The following is a 19,480-nucleotide window of genomic DNA, read 5'->3' on the forward strand; positions in this document are numbered from 1 at the left end:
TAGCGGAATTATGGCACGAATATCCAACGCAAACGAGAAGTCTTGGGAAGGGCGCGTTTTCGCGTTTTGGACCGGATCGAACGAGATGGGCGAAAACCGCAAGCGCTGCCTCGATACGCTTGCCAGGACGGAATGCGAGGTCGTTCTCGTCACCCCGGAAAATCTGCCGCAATGGGTTGTCGATACGCATCCCCTGCATTCGGCGTATCAGTTTCTCAGTGCAGTGCACAAGTCGGACTATCTGCGCGCTTATTTCATGCACCATCATGGGGGCGGATACTCCGATATCAAGCGAACAAGCAAATCCTGGCTACCGGTCTTCGAAAGGTTGAAGGAGTCGAATGCCTTGGGGGCGGGGTATGCGGAGTTCGCCTACGGAGTGGCGAAGATCGCGCGTTCCCAGGTTGATGGGTGCCACTATCTGCTGGGAGAGAAGTCATCCTATCCGCGGAATTATCTCATCTACCGAAAGCTGAAATTCTTCCATGATCGGCTTATTGGAAACGGTGCATTTATCTTCAAACCAGGAACCGTGTTCACCATACAGTGGCTGGAGGCAGTGGAAAGGAGGCTGGATATTCTGCTGCCGCACCTACAGCCTCATCCGGCGCGCTATCCAAGGGAGCGTAGTGGGATTGACTACGGCGATGGTCCGTCAAAGTACCCCGTGCCGTGGACCTTTCTGCTCGGTGACATCGTAGCACCTTTGAGCTTTCGGCACCGGAGCTTGATACTACGCTGCCTCCCGCTACCGGACTTTACCGATTACGAATAGCCTTACCCCGCCACACACCGATTACTATTCGATCGCCACCAGCCCCTCGTCCTTCACCTGCCGGATCGTCAGCGCGGTCCTCACCGTGTCGACGTTCGGTGCCGAGGTCAGCTCCTCGATGACGAAGGTCTGGAAGGTGCCGAGGTCGGTGGCCACGCAGTGCAGCAGAAAGTCGGAATCGCCGGAGACCATCCAGGCGCGGCGGACGATGGGCCACTTGCGGGTGCGCTCGGCGAAGGTTTTCAATTCCACCTCCGACTGGTGGTGCAGGCCGATGAGGCAGAAGGCGACGACGTCGTAGCCGAGCGCCGGGCTGTTCAAGAGGCCGCGGTAGCCCTTGATGATGCCGCTCTCCTCCAGCCGCTTCACCCTGCGCAGGCAGGGCGGGGCGGAAATGCCGACGCGCCGCGACAGTTCGACGTTGGTGATGCGCCCGTCGTCCTGCAGCTCGCGGAGAATCTTCCAGTCGATGGCGTCGAGGTCGGCCTTCAACGGCATGCAGCTCCCCTGTCCTGCGACGATGCGCACGAATCTGTCGCATTTGCGAAATAAAACTTATGGCATACGCTCGCCTGAGCCAAGTAAGTTGCCTAGTGGTGCGATCCTGACAGATGGTACCATCTGTCAGGACAAATCGCCCCACCAGATTAATAGCTTGTGGGCTGACTTTTCCAAACAGATGGTATCCATCTGTTTGGGTCAGGCCACTTGCACGATCCGCATTTTATAGCTGGCGCATTCGGCAGAACAGACGCGGCGCGACAACCGGTAGCTGTTGGAAAACCGTTCTTCGCCTTGCGCGAAGGGGTGTGGAATAATTAGATCGATTGCGGCTCGCGGCGCCTGCCGTGCGGCCCGTTGGGATATTGAAAAGGACTTGGAGCCATGACAAGCCGCCACGCGCCCGTTCTCATCGTCGGATCGGGACCGGCAGGATACACCGCGGCGATCTATGCCGCGCGCGCCATGCTGAAGCCGATGCTCGTCGCCGGGCTGGAGCAGGGCGGCCAGCTCATGATCACCACGGATGTGGAGAATTATCCGGGCTTTGCCGAGCCGATCCAGGGGCCATGGCTGATGGAGCAGATGCGCGCGCAGGCGGAGAATGTCGGCACGGACATCGTCAACGATCTCATCGTCTCGGCGGACCTCAAGCAGCGGCCCTTCCGGCTCGTCGGCGATTCGGGCACGGTCTATACCTGCGATGCGCTCATCATCGCCACCGGCGCCAAGGCCAAGTGGCTGGGCCTTCCCTCGGAAGAGACCTTCATGGGCTTCGGCGTGTCGGCCTGTGCCACCTGCGACGGCTTCTTCTACCGCGGCAAGGACGTGGTGGTGATCGGCGGCGGCAACACGGCCGTCGAGGAGGCGCTGTATCTCGCCAACCTCGCCAGGAAGGTGACCGTCATCCACCGGCGCGACGAGTTTCGCGCCGAGCGCATCCTGCAGGAGCGGCTCTTCCAGAAGGGCAATGTCGAGGTGATGTGGGATACCGTGATCGAGGAGATCACCGGCGAGACGCCCAAGCCGCCGCTGCCGCCCTCCGCCACCGGCATCCGCGTGCGGAACGTGAAGACGGGCGAGGCGAAGGAGCTGCCCATCGACGGTGTGTTCGTGGCGATCGGCCACGCGCCGGCGGTGGAGCTTTTCGAGGGCCAATTGAAGCAGAAGCCGAACGGCTATCTATGGACCGAGCCGAATTCCACGCGCACCGACATGCCCGGCGTCTTCGCCGCCGGCGACGTGACCGACGATATCTACCGCCAGGCGGTGACGGCGGCGGGGCTCGGCTGCATGGCGGCGCTGGAAGCGGAAAAATATCTGGCGGAGATGGAGACGCATCGCGAGGCGGCTGAGTAAAAGACGGTAAACGCCTAAAAATAAAAGGGGAACTCGGCGTTGGATTGGGACAAGCTAAGGGTATTCCACGCTGCTGCTGCGGCGGGATCCTTCACTCATGCGGCGGAGACGCTGCATCTTTCGCAATCGGCGATCTCGCGCCAGGTGAGCGCGCTCGAGCAGGAGGTGGGCGTGCCGCTTTTCCACCGGCACGCGCGCGGCCTCGTGCTGACGGAGCAGGGCGACATGCTCTACCGCACCGCCCACGAGGTGCTGATGAAGCTCGAAAGCGCGAAAGTGCGCCTTTCGGAGACGAAAGACCGGCCTTCGGGCCTTCTCAAGGTGTCGACCACCGTCGGGCTCGGCACCGGCTGGCTGACGGAGCGGCTGCCGGAGTTCGGCGAGCTCTATCCCGATATCCAGCTCCAGCTTATCCTCGACAACGAGGAGCTGGATCTCACCATGCGCCAGGCCGACTGCGCCATCCGCATGCGCCAGCCGCAGCAGCCGGACCTCATCCAGCGCAAGCTGTTCACCGTGCATTTCCACCTTTATGCCTCGCCGGCCTACGTCAACCGGCACGGCAAGCCGGCTTCGATCGACGATCTCGACCGGCACCGCATCGTCACCTTCGGTGAGACGGTGCCGGCGCATCTGAGCGACATGAACTGGCTGGAGACGGCGGGGCGGCCCGAGGGCACGAAACGCAGCGTCGGCCTGCAGATCAACAACATCCTGTCGATCAAGGTCGCCGTGCAGCGCGGCGCCGGCATCGCCATGCTGCCCGATTATGTTGTGGGTAACGAGAGTGGGCTGGTGCAGCTTTTGCCGGAGACGGCGGTGCCTTCCTTCGACACGTATTTCTGCTACCCCGACACCATGAAAAACCAGGCAAAGCTGCAGGTCTTCAGGGATTTTCTCATCTCGAAATCGCGTACCTGGTCCTTCTGATGCAAGGTCTGCCAAAGGTTCCATGCAAAAATGCATGGCTGGAATGCAAAAACCCGTGGTTGTTATTTGAGCAACGAATGCTCATATCTTGATCACTCCCGGGGGTGTTCTCCTCCCATTTGCCCCCGCGAGTGTTCCCCTCTGGAGGTTTCGCCTTAAATGGCACTTCCAACGACTGGGCCGGATCTTCGTGATCCGGCTCTTTTTTTTGCGCAGGTTTTATTCCCAGGGGGAGGGCGGTTCAGGCCGCCTTGCCTCTCCCGTTCAGCACCTCGTCGGCCAGCCGGCCCGTAAGCTCGGCCATATGATCGAAGCTGGCGCGGTAGGTGGCGGCGCCCGCCGTTGCCGAGCGCAGCTCGATGATCAGGTTGCCGATCTCCGCCTCGGGGATCATGGCCTCCACCACGTCCCAGCCCGGCCAGTCGGTGCGCGTGTCGAAGCCGAGGATCTGCCCGCGCCTTTGCGACAGTATCGCCGTTACGCGGGCCGTCGCCTCCGACGGCGTGTCCACCTCCACCTTCAGCACCGGTTCCAGCAGCACCGGGCTTGCCGCGGCCAGTGCTTCGCGCATGGCCAGACGGGCGGCAAGCTGGAAGGCCATGTCGGAGGAATCGACCGAGTGGTAGGAGCCGTCGGAAAGGTTCACCGCAAGGTCGACCACGGGAAAGCCGAGCGGCCCGCCCTTCAGCGCTTCGCGTACCCCGGTCTCCACCGAAGGGATGTACTGCTTGGGCACCACGCCGCCGGTGATGGTCTCGGTGAACTCGAAGCCGCTGCCGCGCGGCAGCGGGCGGATTTCCAGCACCACGTCGCCGAACTGCCCATGGCCGCCCGATTGCTTCTTGTGGCGGCCACGCTGGGTGACGGCCTTGCGGATGGTCTCGCGGTAGGGGATCAACGGCGGGCGGGTCTCGACGGCGATCTGGTACTTTTCCTCCAGGCGCTCTTTCGCCACCCGCAGATGCATCTCTCCCTGGCCGCCGAGCACGGTCTCGCCCGTGTCCTGGTTCTGCTCCAGGACGAGCGAGGGGTCTTCCTGCAGGAGCTTCTGCAGGGCGGCGGAAAGCTTGACCTCGTCCTTGCGGTCGCGCGGGTTGAGCGCCATGGCGAAGACCGGCCGGGGAGCCTCCAGCCGGGCAAGCTGTGCCGCAGCGGCCTTGCCCGCCGACAGCGTATCGCCGGTGTTGGCGTTGTCCAGCTTGCCGAGGGCGACCGTCTCGCCTTCGCCGGAGGACGAAAGCTTGGTCTGCTCGCGGCCCGTCAGCCGGTAGAGGCCGGAGACACGGCCGGCGTCGGCGAGCTCCATCCCGTCGGTGGCGCTGCCGCAAAGCACCCGGGCGACCGAGATCTTGCCGCCATGGCCGGTATGGATCGTCTTCATCACTTGAAGCACGGTCTCGCCGCCGTCGACGCCCAGCCTTCGGCGCGTGGCGGTGACGTCGGGAGCGTCGTGCCGGATGGCCTTCAGGAGCCTCAGAACGCCATTGCCCTTTTCCGCCGAGCCAATCAGGACCGGGGTCACCGCGCCTTCGCGCAGATCGGCCGCAAGGTCGTCGAAAACCGCGTCGCGCGGCGGCTCGATCTCCTCCAGAAGCTGCTCCATCAGGATGTCGTCGTGGTCGGCCAGCGTCTCCAGCATGGAGAAGCGGGCCTCGATCTCGCGCGCCTTCTCGTCGTCGGGGATGGCGGCGACCTCGCTCTCCGCATGCTCGCGGTAGATGTAGGCGCGCTCCAGCGCCAGGTCGATGGAGCCGACGACGATGCCGTCCTTGCGCAGCGGGATCTGGCGCAGGAGCAGCGGATTTCCGCTCGCCGGCTGCAACAGCTTTAGCGTGTCGCGCACGCCGGCCGTGCTCTTGTCGATCTTGTTGAGGAAGAGCATGCGCGGCAGGCCCAGTTCGTCGAGCCGGCGCAGGATGAGCTGGAGGGCCGGCAGCTTCTTGTCGTCGGCCTCGGTCACCACCACGGCCACGTCGGCGGCGGCCAGCACCGGCTCGGCTTCCTGCGCAAACTCCACGGAGCCCGGGCAGTCGACGAAGGTCATGCTCTCGCCCATGAAGCTGGTGGTGGCGAAGGTGGCCTCCACGCTCATGGCGTGCTCGCGCGCTTCCCCGTGGCTGCCGGCCCCGTGACTGCCAGCCTGGGCGCCGGCGCCGGTGCGCGCAAGTATGGCTTCGAAAAGTGTGGTCTTGCCGCTTTCAAGGGGGCCAAGAATGGCGATGCATTTTGGCCCCGTGTGTCTTTCTCCCGCGCGGTTTCCCATGATTGCCGACCTCCTCTCACGCGTTCTCCCATGAGCGGCGGCCGGCCTCGGTCGGCCGTCGCGCGGGCGGATACCGTTGGCCGGTATTCCGCCGTCAAGGCATCGTCACACGAGAGGGGAGAGAGAGCAAGTGGAAGAAGGGTGGAGGCGGCAAGGCGCCGATCACAAATCGAGTGTCCAGGTCTGGCCGACAAGGTCCTTGCCGAAGGAATGGTGAGGCTCCTCCTTCTCCAGCCGGAAGCCGGCCGCCTGATAGATGCGGCGCGCGGAGACCAGGATGTCGTTGGTCCACAGCGTCAGGCGCTTGTAGCCCCTGGCGCGGGCGAAGGCGATGCACTCGTCCACCAGTCTGCGGCCGAGGCCGAGGCCGCGGGCGGCGGGCTCGACATAGAGCAGCCTGAGCTTGGCCGTCTCCTCGGACGCCCTGACGAGGAAGACCGAGCCGACGATCCCGCCGTCGCGCTCGGCGATCCAGGAGGCTTCGAAGCGCGGATCGAAATCGGTCACGAAGGCGCTCAGGATTTCCGCGACGAGCGCCTCGTAGCTTTCGTCCCAGCCGTATTCCTGGTGATAAAGCAGCCCCTGGCGGTGGACGATCCAGCCGATATCGCCGACCCGCAGCGGGCGGAGGGTATATGGGACCTGGCGCTCCGCCGCCGCGCCCAGAAGACGCTCGACCGTTCTCATCGCCGCCGTCAGGGTCTCCCGGTCAGCGGCGGGAAGAGGGGCAAGCAGCGCCTCCACCAGGTCGCGGGCGGCGCGGTCGAGCGGCTCGAAGGCCTGGCGACCCTCCTCCGTGAGCGCTAGATGGGACTGCCGGCCGTCGTCGGCGGACGGTTGCCGTTTCAGGAGACCGCGCCGCTCGAACTTCTTCAGCATGCGGCTCAGATAGCCCGCGTCGAGACCGAGATCGTTGCCGAGGACGCTGGCGGTCAGACGCTCCCTATGCGCCAGCTCGAAGAGAACGCGGGCCTCCGTCAGCGAGAACTCGCTCTTGTACATGCCCTCTTCGAGCACGCCGATCTGGCGCGTGTAGAAGCGGTTGAAGCGTCTCATGGCGGCGATTTGTTTGTCCGAGGGCGGCTGGATTGGCTGCATGGCGCGACCTCCTTGCGGCCAGTGTAGGTAATTGGTTGACTGAGTCAAGTAATTGCATGAGGAGGTTGACGGAGCCCTTTCGCGCCCCCTCTGTCCTGCCGGACATCTCCCCCACGAGGGCAGGGCTATCGCATATGGATTGAGTCTTCGTTCGGCTTCGCCGGACCCCCACCCTCAATCCCTCCCCTCAAGGGGGAGGGAGGCAGGCCGAGCACGGCATCGTCCCCCTCCCCCTTGAGGGGAGGGGTTAGGGGTGGGGGTCCGAACAAGGACTCAGAATCCATATGCGATAGCCCTGCCCTTGTGGGGGAGATGTCCGGCAGGACAGAGGAGGGCGCGAAGGGCGCTGGCCTGCAGGAGCGACCCGCCTCTACCGCAGCTCCGCCGTAAAGCGCTGGATGCGGTTGCAGGCTTCCTCCAGCAGCGCCTCCGAGGTGGCGTAGGAGATGCGGAAGTTGGGGCCGAGGCCGAAGGCCGAGCCGTGCACAACCGCCACGCCCTCGGCCTCCAGAAGCTCGGAGACGAAGTCGGCGTCGTTCTCGATCACCTTGCCGGACGGCGCCTTGCGGCCGATGGTGCCGGCGCAGGAGGGATAGACGTAGAAGGCGCCCTCGGGCACAGGGCAGTCGATGCCACGCGCCTGGTTGAGCATGGAAACCACGAGATCGCGGCGGCCCTGGAATATCTCCTTGTTGCGCGGGATGAAATCCTGCGGGCCCGTGAGCGCTTCAAGCGCCGCCCACTGGCACATGGTGGCCGCGCCCGATGTCTGCTGGCCCTGGATCATGTCCATGGCTTTGACAAGCTCGATGGGGCCTGCCGCATAGCCGATGCGCCAGCCGGTCATGGCATAGGCCTTCGAGACGCCGTTCATGGTCAGCGTGCGCTCGTAGAGCCGCGGTTCCACCTCGGCGATGGTGCGGAAGGTGAAGTCGCCGTAGGTCAGGTGCTCGTACATGTCGTCCGTCAGCACCCAGACATGCGGGTGCTTCAGGAGCACGTCGGCCAGCGCCTTCAGCTCCTCGCCCGTATAGGCCGCGCCAGACGGGTTCGACGGCGAGTTCATGATGAGCCACTTGGTCTTCGGCGTGATGGCCTTTTCCAGCGCCTCGGGCGTAAGCTTGAAGCCGTCCTCCAGCCTGGTTTCGGCGAACGTGGCCGTGCCGCCGCAGATCGCCACCATCTCGGGGTAGCTCACCCAGTAGGGCGCCGGGATCACCACTTCGTCGCCGGGGTTCAGTGTCGCCATCATGGCATTGAACAGGATCTGCTTGCCGCCGGTGCCGACGATGGTTTGCTTCCAGTCGTAGTCGAGGTTGTTCTCGCGCTTGAATTTGCCCGCGATCGCCTCGCGCAGCGGCTGGATGCCGGAGACCGGCGCATACTTCGTCTCGCCGCGCTTGATGGCGTCGATGGCCGCCTGCTTGATGTTGTCCGGCGTGTCGAAATCGGGTTCGCCCGCGCCCAGCCCGATGACGTCGCGGCCCTGCGCCTTCAACTCGCGCGCTTTCTGGGTCACCGCGATGGTGGCGGAGGGTTTTACGCGTGAAAGGGCATCGGCAAGGAAAGCCATCGGTCAATTTCTCCAGCGGGGATTTCGCGTCTCGACCCGGCCTGGCCGAGACATGCCTTAATGTCCGATCGCGCGGCAATTCGCAAGGGTGCGGGCGGGTTCGCCGCGCATTGTGACAGGCCTCAAAAATGCGCTCTATTTTTTTAACGAGGGTTCAATCGTTCGGTGCAAGGTTCGCCGCCGCAGAGATTTTGGGGGCAGGCGGTGACGCGCAAGACACGTTCGATACAGACCATCCGGCGGGGCGCCGGCGCATGCGGGACCGCAACGGGCACACGTTGCGGAGTACGTCCTGCCGGCTGCGGCCCGGCCCTTCTTCGCCGGGCGGGGAGCTGAGACGTGGCCGACGCAGAAAGCCTTGCCGTACGCATCGACCAGGCGATTCTCGTCGACGAGGTCGGCATCGAGACCGGCCGCTACGGCCCTTACTTCGTGAAGACCATGTACCAGCCGGTCTTCCGCAACACTGAGGGAGAGTTGGTGCCCTGCGGGGTGGAGGGGCTGGCGGGGCCGCACAAGGACGGCCGGCCTGTCAGCACGCGGGCGTTCTTCGCCGACGTGACTGCCGCGGACGATACGCTTTTCGTCGAAAATCTCTGTCACACGCTGCACCTGCGCAATTATCCCAATATCGGCGCCGACGGGCTGATGGTCTTCATCAAGCACTATGCCAGTGCCGATTTCGGCCTGCAGACAGCTCTCGATCAGGTCGATGGGATGATGCGGTTCCTGGACGAGATCGCGGTCGATCCGGCGCTTGTCGTCTGCGAGATCGCCGAGACGGCGGACGAGGGCTTGATGATGGACATCGCCGCAGAATTGCGGCGCAACCGCATCCGTGTCGCGGTCGACGATTTCGGCGTCGGGCGCTCCACGCTCACCCGCGTCAGGCTGCTCGATCCCGAGGTCGTGAAGATCGATGGCGGGTGGTTCCGCCGCATCGCCAAGGTGGCCGTGGCCACCAGGCTTCTGACGTCGCTTGTCGACGCATTGCGGCGCGAGGGCCGGCTGGTTCTGATCCAGGGCATCGAAACGCCGGCGCAGCTGCGGGTGGCGATCGAGACAGGTGCCGACCTCATGCAGGGATATCTGCTTGGCCAGCCGAAAATTGCCGGTTCTCTCTTCGAAGCGGAGCGGATGGACGTCAGAAACCTGCTCGCTCCGGAAGACCGCGTGGTGCCGCTCTTCGCCAGGAACGACCGGTCGCGCTGACAGGCCTCCTCTCAATCCTGTTGATCATTTCGCGCAAAACTTTTCATTCGTGGCCGGTGGGGCGCCGCGCTATGGCGGAAAGCGAGCGGAAGGATGGAGCGCGCGATGAAACTCTATGGAATGACCGACAGCGGCAATTGCTACAAGCCGAGGCTGCTTCTGGCGAAGCTCGGCATTCCGTTCGAACATGTCGAGACCAGCTCGCGCGACGGCACGACCCGCACGCCCGGCTATCTGGCCCGGAATCCCAACGGTAAGGTGCCGCTTCTGGAGCTTGACGACGGGCGGTATCTGTCGGAATCGAACGCCATCCTGCTCTACCTTGCGGAAGGCACGCGCTTCCTGCCGGCCGATGCCTATGAGCGCGCGCTGGTCCATCAATGGCTGTTCTTCGAGCAGTACAGCCACGAGCCGAACATCGCCGTCCGCCGGTCGCTTATCCGGTATCCCGAAAGGGCGGCGATGGCGACGCCGGAGCGGATGGCGGCGACGCTCGAAGCCGGCAACCGGGCGCTCGGCGTCATGGAGCGGCAATTGTCGCGGACGCCGTTCCTCGTCGGCGATCCTCTGACGGTGGCCGATATCGCGCTCTATGCCTATACGCACGATGCCGAGGTGGGCGGCTACGACCTTGGTGCCTTTCCTGCGGTTTCGGCCTGGCTGAAGAGGGTGGAGGCCGATCCGGGCCATGTGCCGATGGAGCATACGCCATAGGCGGGGAGAGGCACCCGGTACCCTCCCTTCCCAACCTTCACAGCTTTGCGCAGGGCTGTCATGTAAGCGTTATAGAACGTCGTCAAAAGGGTCCCCATCCAGTCAACGGATAACAATGAGGGAGACCCCAATGACGCGCACGTTTCTTCTGGCGGCGACCGCCACGATCGCCTTGCCCCTGAGCGCACAGGCGCAAACCAAGGTCGAATGGTGGCATGCGATGGGTGGCGAACTCGGCACGAAGCTCGAGGAGATCGTCGCCGGCTACAACGCCTCCCAGGACGAATACGAGGTCGTGCCGGTCTACAAGGGCACGTATCCCGAGACCATGACGGGGGCGATTGCCGCCTTCCGCGCCGGCCAGCAGCCGCACATCGTCCAGGTGTACGAGGTGGGCACCGGCACCATGATGGCCGCCGAAGGCGCCATCTATCCCGTCTACCAGCTGATGGAAGATGCCGGGGCCGAGTTCAATCCCGACGACTACCTGTCCGCGGTCGTCGGCTATTACACCGACACCGACGGCAACATGCTGTCGATGCCCTTCAACTCCTCGACGCCGATCGTCTACTACAACAAGGATGTGTTCGAGAAAGCCGGCCTCGATCCGGAAAAGGCGCCGGAAACCTGGGCGGAAGTCGAGGAATTCTCCAAGAAGATCATGGAATCGGGTGCCGCTTCCTGCGGCTTCACGAGCGGCTGGGTCTCCTGGGTGCAGCTCGAGAACTTCTCGGCCTGGCACAACCAGCCGATCGGCACGCTCGAAAACGGCTTCGGCGGCATTTCGTCGGAACTGACAGTCAACGGCCCGGTGCAGGTCAAGCACTGGGAGAACATGAAGCGTTGGCAGGACGAGGGCATCTTCCGCTACGGCGGCCCGGTCGGGGGCGACGATGCGGCGCCGATGTTCTATGCGCAGGATTGCGCCATGTACATGAACTCGTCGGCCTCGCGTGCCGGCGTGGTGGCCAATGCGACGGACTTCGAAGTCGGCTACGGCATGCTGCCTTACTATGACGATGTGGAGGGTGCGCCGCAGAACTCCATCATCGGCGGTGCCACGCTTTGGGTTCTCGCCGGCCACGAGGACGAAGAATACAAGGGCGTGGCGGACTTCTTCACCTACCTGTCCTCGGCTGAGGTCCAGGCCGACTGGCACCAGTTCTCGGGTTACCTGCCGATCACCGAAGCCGCCTTCGAGCTCGGCAAGAGCCAGGGCTACTACGACAAGAACCCGGGCACGGACGTCTCCATCAGGCAGATCACGCTCAATGCGCCGACGGAAAACTCCAAGGGGTTGCGGTTCGGCAACTATGTCCAGGTCCGCAGCGTCATCGACGAGGAGTTCGAGGCGCTGATGTCGGGCGACAAGTCCGCGCAGGAAGCGCTCGACGCGCTGGTGGAACGCGGCAACGCGCTGATCCGCGACTTCGAAGACTCCAACAGCTAGGCCGTCGATTGTCACTCTAGCCGAAGCCCGCGCCACCCGCGCGGGCTTCAGCCTCATTCGAAGTCTTCATATGCAGACCAAGCGCACGATCTTCGGCAACCGCGTGTTGCCCTACGCGCTGCTTCTACCGCAGCTCGCCATCACATGCGTATTCTTCCTGTGGCCGGCCGGACAGGCGTTTCGCCAGTCCTTCCTGCGCGAGGACGCTTTCGGTTTTAAGACCGAATTCGTCTGGTTCGAAAACTACGGGAAGCTGTTCGTCGATCCGCAGTATCACAACTCGCTTTGGGTGACGGTGGTCTTTTCAATCGGCGTTGCCGTCCTGTCGCTGGTCACGGCTCTGGTTCTGGCCCTGGCCGTCGAGCGCACGCTGCGCACCGCGCGGGCCTACACCACTCTGCTCGTCTGGCCCTATGCCGTGGCGCCGGCGGTCGCCGGCATCCTGTGGTGGTTCCTGTTCAATCCGACGATCGGTATCCTGCCCTACGCCCTGGACATGGTGGGCTACGACTGGAACCATCGCAATTCGCGGGTCGACGCGATGATCCTCGTCATCGTCGCCGCGAGCTGGAAGCAGATCTCCTATAATTTCCTCTTCTTCGTGGCGGGGCTTGCGGCCATCCCCCACTCGCTGGTCGAGGCGGCGGCGATCGATGGCGCCGGGCCCTTAAAGCGCTTCTTCACGATCATCTTCCCGATGCTTTCGCCGACGACCTTTTTCCTGCTGGTCGTCAACATCGTCTACGCCATGTTCGACACCTTCGCCGTGATCCATGCGACCACCGAAGGCGGGCCGGCCCAATCGACCAACATCCTCGTCTACAAGGTGTTCGAGGACGGGTTCATCGGCCTCAATCTCGGCTCCTCCGCCGCGCAGTCGGTGGTGCTCATGGTCATCGTCGTCGCCCTGACGGTCATCCAGTTCCGCTGGATCGAGCGCCGGGTCCAGTATTGAGGGCGTGAAATGGTCGAGAACAGACCGCTCCTGAACCTGCTTTCACATCTGGTGCTGATCGTCGGCGTCGTGATCGTCGCCTTTCCGGTCTATGTCGCCGTCATCGCTTCGACACGCGGGCCGACCGACTTCATGTCGGGCCTCATTCCGCTGCTGCCCGGCCCGCATACGCTGGAAAACTATCGCCGGATCGTGTTCTCGGGGGTGTCGACGTCCGGCGCGCCGCCGATCGGGATGATGATGGTGAACAGCCTCGTGATGGCGCTTGCCATCGCCATCGGCAAGATCGCGATCTCCATCACCTCGGCCTTCGCTATCGTCTATTTCCGCTTTCCCTTCCGGCAGCTCGCCTTCTGGATGATCTTCATCACGCTGATGCTGCCGGTGGAGGTGCGCATCGTGCCGACCTTCAAGGTGGTGGCGGACCTCGGCATGCTCAATTCCTATGCCGGGCTGTCGATCCCGCTGATCGCCTCGGCGACGGCCACTTTCCTGTTCCGCCAGTTTTTCCTGACGGTTCCCGATGAATTGACGGAAGCAGCGCGGGTAGACGGCGCGGGCCCCATGAAGTTTTTCCGCGATATTCTCCTGCCTCTGTCGCGCACCAACATCGCCGCGCTCTTCGTCATCCTCTTCATCTATGGATGGAACCAGTATCTGTGGCCGCTCCTGGTGACCACCGACACCGGCTATTACACCATCGTGATGGGCATCAAGCGCATGGCGGAGGTGGCCGATGCGATACCGCAATGGAACGTGGTCATGGCAACGGTGGTGCTGGCCATGCTGCCGCCCGTCGTCGTGGTGGTGTTGATGCAGCGCCTTTTCGTCAAGGGCCTGGTTGAAAGCGAGAAGTAGATCATGAGCGCAATAGCCATCCGCGGCGTCAGGAAGAACTACGGCAAGACCGAGGTGATCCACGGAGTGGACATCGACATTGCCGACGGCGAGTTCATCGTCATCGTCGGCCCGTCGGGCTGCGGCAAGTCCACGCTGCTTCGCATGGTGGCGGGGCTGGAGACGATCACCGAGGGCACCATCGAAATCGGCGGCCGAGTGGTCAACCGGCTGGAGCCGGGCGAGCGCGACATCGCCATGGTGTTCCAGAACTATGCGCTCTATCCGCATATGAGCGTCTTCGACAACATGGCCTACGGGCTGAAGATCGCCGGCCTTTCCAAAACCGATATCCGCGCCCGCGTCGGCAAGACGGCGGCGATGCTGCAGCTTGAGCCCTTCCTCGACAGGAAGCCGCGCCAGCTTTCGGGCGGGCAGCGCCAGCGGGTGGCCATGGGCAGGGCGCTGGTGCGCGATCCGGCTGCTTTCCTCCTCGATGAGCCGCTATCCAATCTCGATGCCAAGCTGCGCGTGCAGATGCGGCTCGAGATCAAGCAGCTTCAGCAGTCCGTCGGCACGACGGCGCTTTACGTGACTCATGACCAGGTGGAGGCGATGACGCTGGCCGACCGGCTGGTGGTCATGCACGATGGGGTGGCCGAGCAGATCGATACCCCCATGGCCGTCTATGCCCGGCCGGCCACCACCTTCGTCGCCGGCTTCATCGGCTCGCCGGCCATGAACATGCTGCCGGTGGAGGCGGCGGGCAACCTCGGCCTCACGCTCGCCAACGGCCGGACGGTGAAGCCGCGCGACATCCGCTTGCCGGAAAAGGGGCGGAAGGCGATCCTCGGCGTCAGGCCGGAACACATCGCGCCGGTCTCCGGCGCCAATGCCGATCTGGAGCTCGACGTGGTGGCGGTGGAGACGCTGGGTGCGGACACGCTGGCGCATGGGCGGCTTGCGGGCGCTGCGGACGGCAGCGGCGAATTGGTGGCACGCTTGCCGGGAAGTACGCAGGTGCAGCCGGGCGACCTGTTGCCGCTCGCCATCGAGCCGGGGATGGCGCATTTGTTCGATGCCGAAACCGGCGCAAGGCTGGCGGAGCTCGACCTGCCGGCCAAGGCGGCGCGGGCGGTCAAGCCGCTTGCCGAGGCGCTGAACGCCTAAACCGTCAGGCGACGGCGCGCAGCCGTTGCGCCCTTCTTTCAGGCACCGCGCGCATTGCGTCGAGGACGGCGTTGAGTTCGTCCATGTCGACGTAGAAGGCGCGGGCGAGATGAACCGGGATCAGCTCTTCCGGTATGCCCCGTTCCATCATCTTGGCGACCGCCAGCATGAGCTGCGCGCGCTCGGTCAAGCGGGATTTGATGCTGTCTTCCTTTGGGTGGCGCATGGTTCTTCCCCTGGCTGAGTGGCACGGACCAAGACGTGCCGTCATGCCGAATACGCGGCTGCACAAAACGGAAGTACGCGACCGCCGAAGCGCGGCGGGGAGGGCGAATCAGCCCAAGACCATTATGCCCGGTGCGAATCGGGGCGCAAGAGTCGGGCGACCTAAAAGGCGAAGGAGGACTGCGCGGGCTCCGCATCGGGCGGGACGGCGCGTTCGAGCGCCAGCATCTTGCGCTTGGTGGTCGTGCCGCCGGGCGCGGAGAAGCCGCCGAGCTTGCCGCCCGCCGCCAATATGCGGTGGCAGGGCACGATGAGGGGGATGGGGTTGCGGCCGAGCGCGGTGCCGGTCTCGCGCGCGGCCTCGGGAAAGCCGGCCTCCTGTGCCAGCGCGCCATAGGTGGTGGTCTCGCCATAGCCGAGCCGGCGCGCCGCCCCGTAGATGGCGCGGCGGAAGGGGTCGACGCCGTCGAGATCGACGACGACGGCGGAGAAATCCTCGCGCTCGCCGGCGAAATAGCGCGTGGCGGCAGCGACGACCTCCGCCGTTGCGCCGGACGGCGTGGCTTGCCTGGAGCCGGGCAGGCGTTTCGCCAGCGCCTCGGCCGCCTGGGCGGGGGTCGCCGTGGGAAGCGTGAAACGGGCGATGCCGCGCGCGGTCCACCCGATGCCGCAAAAGCCGAAGGCAGTCTCGAAGACGTGATGGGAGGAGACTTGATGGGACGTCATGGCGCGCTCCACGGCGATTCCGCTCAGCGGGTATGATAGCGGCGGTGAAGTACAAAGCAAGAACGAATATGGCCGCATCCATTCAAGATTGAACGGCCGGCATGGCTGTTGTATGGACGGCGGATGGGGGTGACGACCGATATGGAAAGCGAGGGGGTCTTGCCTCCATTCTCCCGAATATTGAGCCTCGGCATATTTCTTGCGGTACCGCTTCTTATCGGCTGCAGCACGGCGGACGAGAAGGTGGTGGCCAGCAGCCTGGCGGCGGAGCAGGACGCCGACCTTGCCGGTGTCGGGGAGATTGCGCCGAATGCCTATGCCGGGGGTGCGGCGCCGCTGGCGGCGACCGCTTTCGAAGAGAGCGGGGCGGTGCGCCCGGTGGCCGCGCAGAGCGCCGAGCTCGACGGGCTGATCGCCAAATACGCGGCGCTTTACGGGGTGCCGGTGGGGCTGGTGCGGCGCGTGGTGGAGCGGGAGAGCAATTTCAACCCGGCCGCCCGCAACCGCATCTATTGGGGCCTGATGCAGATCCGCCACGATACCGCGCGGACCATGGGCTATCGCGGGCCGGCGAGCGGGCTGCTCGACGCGGAGACCAACCTCAAATACGCCGTCAAATATCTGCGCGGGGCCTATATCACCGCCGGCGGCAACGAGGAGAGGGCGGTGCGCTTTTACGCCAGCGGCTATTATTACGATGCCAAGCGCAAGGGCCTCCTCAGGGAAACCGGGCTGCGAAGCTGAAGCGGCGTCCGCCCGCGGGGGCGATGGCAAGAAGTGTCCGCTGCCTTTTCTGGGCGTCTTCAAAAACATGGCCGAACGGGTGTATGTCTCCGCGCTGTCGGTTTGGGCGGGGCTGTTTCGTCTTCGACAGGGGATTTGTCGAGAGAGGGCCACAATGAACGATACAACGCTGACGAACCGTCCGGTGACGGCGCAGAAGGCCGCGCCGCCCGCCATTTCCGTGCGCGGGCTGGTCAAGCATTTCGGCGACGTGAAGGCGCTCGACGGCATCGACCTTAACGTGCCGCGCGGCATGATCTTCGCCATCCTGGGGCCCAACGGGGCCGGCAAGACGACGCTGATCCGGGTGCTCGCCACGCTCCTTTCGCCCGATGCGGGCTCGGCCGACGTGATGGGGCACGACCTCGTCTCCGATCCGCAGGCCGTGCGCGGGGCGATCGCCATGACCGGGCAGTTCGCCTCGCTCGACGAGGACCTGACGGGGCGCGAGAACCTTTTGATGCTGGCGCGCCTGTGGGGTTTTGCCGGGCGGGCGGCGAAGAAGCGGGCGGACGAGCTTCTGGCCGCCTTCGACCTTTCGGATGCGGCGAAGAAGCAGGTGAAGTCGTATTCCGGCGGCATGCGCCGCAGGCTCGACATCGCCGCTTCGCTCATCGTCACGCCGGGCATCCTGTTCCTCGACGAGCCGACGACGGGGCTCGACCCGAAGGCCCGCCAGGGCGTGTGGCGGATGATCCGGCAATTGGCGCAGTCGGGCGTGACCGTGCTTTTGACCACGCAGTACCTGGAGGAGGCCGACCAGCTGGCCGCGCGCATCGCCGTCATCGACCACGGGAAGAAGATCGCCGAGGGGACGAGCCGCGAACTGAAGGCGCAGATCGGCTCCGGCTTCCTGCATGTGGCGCTGGCCGACCAGGCGCTGCTCGACGAGGCGGAGGCCATTCTGGAAGCCCGGCTCGGCAACACCGTGCAGCGCAGCGCGGAAGGCGCGCAGCTTTCCGTCGTCGCCGAGACGCCGCGGGCGGCCAACGAGGCGCTTGCCGCGCTGATTACCGCCGGCATCGAGCTTGCCGATTTCTCCATGGGTTCGCCGAGCCTCGACGAGGTGTTCTTCGCGCTCACGGGGCAGGGGCTGGAAGACGAGAATGAGGGAGAAGACGAATGAGCGAGATCAGCCCAGCCATGCTGCAGAACGTGCCGCGGCCGGCCGCGCCGTCGGCCTTTTCCAATGCGCTCGTCTTCGGATGGCGGGCGATCCTGAAGTTCAAGCACGTGCCGGAGCAGCTCTTCGACCTCGTCATGACGCCGCTCATGTTCACGCTGCTTTTCACCTTCGTGTTCGGCGGCGCGCTTGCCGGCTCGCCGGGCGAGTATCTGCAGTTCTTCCTGCCGGGCATCCTGGTGCAGACGGTGGTGTTCAACTCGGTCTATTCCGGCATGGGGCTTTCGACCGACCTTTCCAAGGGGCTGTTCGAGCGCTTCCGGTCGCTGCCCATCTGGTCGCTTTCGCCGTTCGCCGGGCTGATGGTGGGCGATGTTCTGCGCCACGTGATCGCCGGCGGCATCATCCTCGGCATCGGGCTTGCCCTCGGCTACCGGCCGGAGGCGGGGATTTCCGGCGTGTTCTTCTCCTTCCTGCTGCTGATCGCCATCGGTTTCGGCACGGGGTGGATCTTCCTCGTCCTCGGGTTGCTCATCCGCACGCCCATGACGGTGATGACGATTGGATTTACGTTCATCTTCCCGCTGGTCTTTGCCTCCAACATCATGGTGCGGCCTGAGACCATGCCGGGCTGGCTGCGCGTGTTCGTGGAGAACAACCCGGTCTCGCACATGACGACGGCGCTGCGCGGGCTGATGGCCGGCAGCGCGACGACGGGGGAGGTGCTGCTGGCGCTGGCGGCGCCGGTGGTGCTGACCATCGTGCTGTCTCCGGTGGTGCTTTGGCTTTATCGGCGGGATTGAGGGGCGCAACGTCGACGATTCCCCTCCCCCTTGAGGGGAGGGGTGAGGGGTGGGGGGCGTGGCGACACGCCGGCGCATTCCTGGTAGCGAGACAAGACAATCGCCCCCGACGGCACACGGGCGCGTCCACCCCCATCCCTTACCCCTCCCCACAAGGGGGAGGGAGGCGTGGGCGCCCCGCCTTTCCTGGCGAAGGACGCGCTTATTCGTTGCCGCGCTTCATGCGAAGCCGGGCTATGTCAAAGAACCGGGAAGACGGGCGGCCAAAGTGTCGCCAGTCAAATTTTTTTCGCGACCCTCGGGCCGCCCGTCCGGCGTTTTTAAGTCTCCGCCCGTTCCGCTTCCACGAAGCCGGATCCGGAAGGCTTGCACCTCCCACGACAGGGCGCTCCGCGCCCCCGTCTTTCCGGCTCCCTTTTAAAGTGCACCGTCCGGCACGCGCCGCCCGTAGTGGCGGCAGGGGAACCCTTGGGCGGAGCCTCCCCGGGCCGGCCGCCACGTTAGCGGCCCGCCGGAGGCGCCGGCCCCTCCCCGCGAGACCGCCGTCGCGATCCACGTTCCCGCGGGAGGGACGGGCACAGGATAAGGGCGGCGTGGGAAGGGGGGATAAAATGCGCGGTTGGGCGGAGCAAAAAAATGATAAGCGATTGTTTTGGAACGAATGTTTTTTTGAGAGGGCGGGAATTTATCCCCGTGGGTGCAGGTGCGGCCCTTCCGCTCCGGTCAGCGTTGCGCCGGCCCCCTCTCTTGCAAATTCTAAGACTTAGCCTTCGGCTAAGCCCAAGAATTTGCTTTCTCCCCCACCAAGGGGGAGATAGGCGCGCTGCACCGTCCGCCTCTGCCAATCTCCAATGTTTGCGACTGGCGGAAACATCGATGCCGGCGTTATCTCCCCCCTGGTGGGGGAGATAGGGGGCTTGCGTTAGCGCCGCAGCAAAATCACGTGCGTTGGCGATTGGCGGCGACGCTGATACCAGTTCTAT

The 19,480-nt window shown here is 64.4% G+C and carries 17 protein-coding genes and 1 pseudogene; 12 read left to right on the plus strand and 6 right to left on the minus strand.

All coding sequences use genetic code 11. The features are described 5' to 3' along the window. Positions 1-85: 85 nt before the first annotated feature. The gene (locus tag GPJ75_RS10520) at positions 86-775 is read left to right on the plus strand and encodes a glycosyltransferase family 32 protein (RefSeq protein WP_163267859.1); all 690 of its coding nucleotides are present in this window, start codon (positions 86-88) and stop codon (positions 773-775) included. A 24-nt stretch (positions 776-799) separates the two neighbouring features. Here the strand turns inward: GPJ75_RS10520 and GPJ75_RS10525 are convergent, their stop codons facing one another. Next, positions 800-1,273 (minus strand): Lrp/AsnC family transcriptional regulator, encoded by a 474-nt coding sequence (locus GPJ75_RS10525; protein WP_159591616.1) that lies wholly within the window; start codon positions 1,271-1,273, stop codon positions 800-802. A gap of 387 nt (positions 1,274-1,660) precedes the next feature. Between GPJ75_RS10525 and trxB the strand changes: the two genes are divergently transcribed. Together trxB and GPJ75_RS10535 are read left to right on the plus strand one after the other, a co-directional pair. Then, the gene (gene trxB, locus GPJ75_RS10530; RefSeq protein WP_163267861.1) at positions 1,661-2,635 is read left to right on the plus strand and encodes a thioredoxin-disulfide reductase; all 975 of its coding nucleotides are present in this window, start codon (positions 1,661-1,663) and stop codon (positions 2,633-2,635) included. Positions 2,636-2,674: 39 nt separating this feature from the next. Continuing rightward, positions 2,675-3,565 carry a LysR family transcriptional regulator gene (locus GPJ75_RS10535; RefSeq protein WP_163267863.1) on the plus strand — a complete coding sequence of 297 codons (891 nt, stop codon included), beginning with the start codon at positions 2,675-2,677 and terminating at the stop codon, positions 3,563-3,565. Between the two features lie 241 nt (positions 3,566-3,806). On the opposite strand, the gene GPJ75_RS10540 is transcribed toward GPJ75_RS10535, so the two are convergent. From GPJ75_RS10540 to GPJ75_RS10550, 3 genes are all read right to left on the minus strand, one after another. Beyond that, complete coding sequence (locus GPJ75_RS10540) at positions 3,807-5,828, minus strand: elongation factor G (protein ID WP_163267865.1); 2,022 nt, start codon at positions 5,826-5,828, stop codon at positions 3,807-3,809. A 162-nt stretch (positions 5,829-5,990) separates the two neighbouring features. Continuing rightward, a complete protein-coding gene (locus GPJ75_RS10545) occupies positions 5,991-6,926 on the minus strand; it encodes a bifunctional helix-turn-helix transcriptional regulator/GNAT family N-acetyltransferase (protein WP_163267867.1) in 936 nt (311 codons plus the stop codon). A 370-nt stretch (positions 6,927-7,296) separates the two neighbouring features. Next, positions 7,297-8,499, minus strand: coding sequence for a pyridoxal phosphate-dependent aminotransferase (locus GPJ75_RS10550; RefSeq protein ID WP_163267869.1), 1,203 nt, complete (start codon positions 8,497-8,499; stop codon positions 7,297-7,299). A 339-nt stretch (positions 8,500-8,838) separates the two neighbouring features. Here GPJ75_RS10550 and GPJ75_RS10555 point away from each other — a divergent pair, with 339 nt between their 5' ends. From GPJ75_RS10555 to GPJ75_RS10580, 6 genes are all read left to right on the plus strand, one after another. Then, the gene (locus tag GPJ75_RS10555; protein ID WP_163267871.1) at positions 8,839-9,711 is read left to right on the plus strand and encodes an EAL domain-containing protein; all 873 of its coding nucleotides are present in this window, start codon (positions 8,839-8,841) and stop codon (positions 9,709-9,711) included. 105 nt (positions 9,712-9,816) lie between these two features. Beyond that, positions 9,817-10,425, plus strand: a complete 609-nt coding sequence (locus GPJ75_RS10560) for a glutathione S-transferase family protein (RefSeq protein WP_163267873.1) — start codon at positions 9,817-9,819, stop codon at positions 10,423-10,425. A 130-nt stretch (positions 10,426-10,555) separates the two neighbouring features. Then, positions 10,556-11,875 carry a sn-glycerol-3-phosphate ABC transporter substrate-binding protein UgpB gene (gene ugpB, locus GPJ75_RS10565; RefSeq protein WP_163267875.1) on the plus strand — a complete coding sequence of 440 codons (1,320 nt, stop codon included), beginning with the start codon at positions 10,556-10,558 and terminating at the stop codon, positions 11,873-11,875. 70 nt (positions 11,876-11,945) lie between these two features. Next, complete coding sequence (ugpA, locus tag GPJ75_RS10570; RefSeq protein WP_163267877.1) at positions 11,946-12,830, plus strand: sn-glycerol-3-phosphate ABC transporter permease UgpA; 885 nt, start codon at positions 11,946-11,948, stop codon at positions 12,828-12,830. A 9-nt stretch (positions 12,831-12,839) separates the two neighbouring features. Next, entirely contained in the window at positions 12,840-13,688 is an 849-nt protein-coding gene (gene ugpE, locus GPJ75_RS10575; protein WP_163267879.1) for a sn-glycerol-3-phosphate ABC transporter permease UgpE, read from the plus strand. Positions 13,689-13,691: 3 nt separating this feature from the next. Beyond that, positions 13,692-14,837 (plus strand): sn-glycerol-3-phosphate import ATP-binding protein UgpC, encoded by a 1,146-nt coding sequence (locus GPJ75_RS10580; RefSeq protein ID WP_163267881.1) that lies wholly within the window; start codon positions 13,692-13,694, stop codon positions 14,835-14,837. Between the two features lie 4 nt (positions 14,838-14,841). Here the strand turns inward: GPJ75_RS10580 and GPJ75_RS10585 are convergent, their stop codons facing one another. Further along, positions 14,842-15,063, minus strand: coding sequence for a hypothetical protein (locus GPJ75_RS10585; protein WP_163267883.1), 222 nt, complete (start codon positions 15,061-15,063; stop codon positions 14,842-14,844). 161 nt (positions 15,064-15,224) lie between these two features. Beyond that, positions 15,225-15,788: a methylated-DNA--[protein]-cysteine S-methyltransferase gene (locus GPJ75_RS10590; protein WP_163267885.1), complete on the minus strand. Its 564-nt coding sequence runs from the start codon at positions 15,786-15,788 to the stop codon at positions 15,225-15,227. A 312-nt stretch (positions 15,789-16,100) separates the two neighbouring features. Here GPJ75_RS10590 and GPJ75_RS27655 point away from each other — a divergent pair. The 3 genes and pseudogenes from GPJ75_RS27655 to GPJ75_RS10605 all read left to right on the plus strand — a co-directional run. Then, a pseudogene (locus tag GPJ75_RS27655) lies at positions 16,101-16,532 on the plus strand (transglycosylase SLT domain-containing protein); the annotation flags it as partial. Positions 16,533-16,686: 154 nt separating this feature from the next. Continuing rightward, positions 16,687-17,697: an ATP-binding cassette domain-containing protein gene (locus GPJ75_RS10600; protein WP_163267889.1), complete on the plus strand. Its 1,011-nt coding sequence runs from the start codon at positions 16,687-16,689 to the stop codon at positions 17,695-17,697. Continuing rightward, positions 17,694-18,497, plus strand: a complete 804-nt coding sequence (locus GPJ75_RS10605; protein WP_163267891.1) for an ABC transporter permease — start codon at positions 17,694-17,696, stop codon at positions 18,495-18,497. Before GPJ75_RS10600 ends, GPJ75_RS10605 begins: the two co-directional genes overlap by 4 nt. Positions 18,498-19,480 lie beyond the last annotated feature (983 nt).

The organism is Chelativorans alearensis (assembly GCF_010993735.1).
Lineage (GTDB): Bacteria > Pseudomonadota > Alphaproteobacteria > Rhizobiales > Rhizobiaceae > Chelativorans > Chelativorans alearense.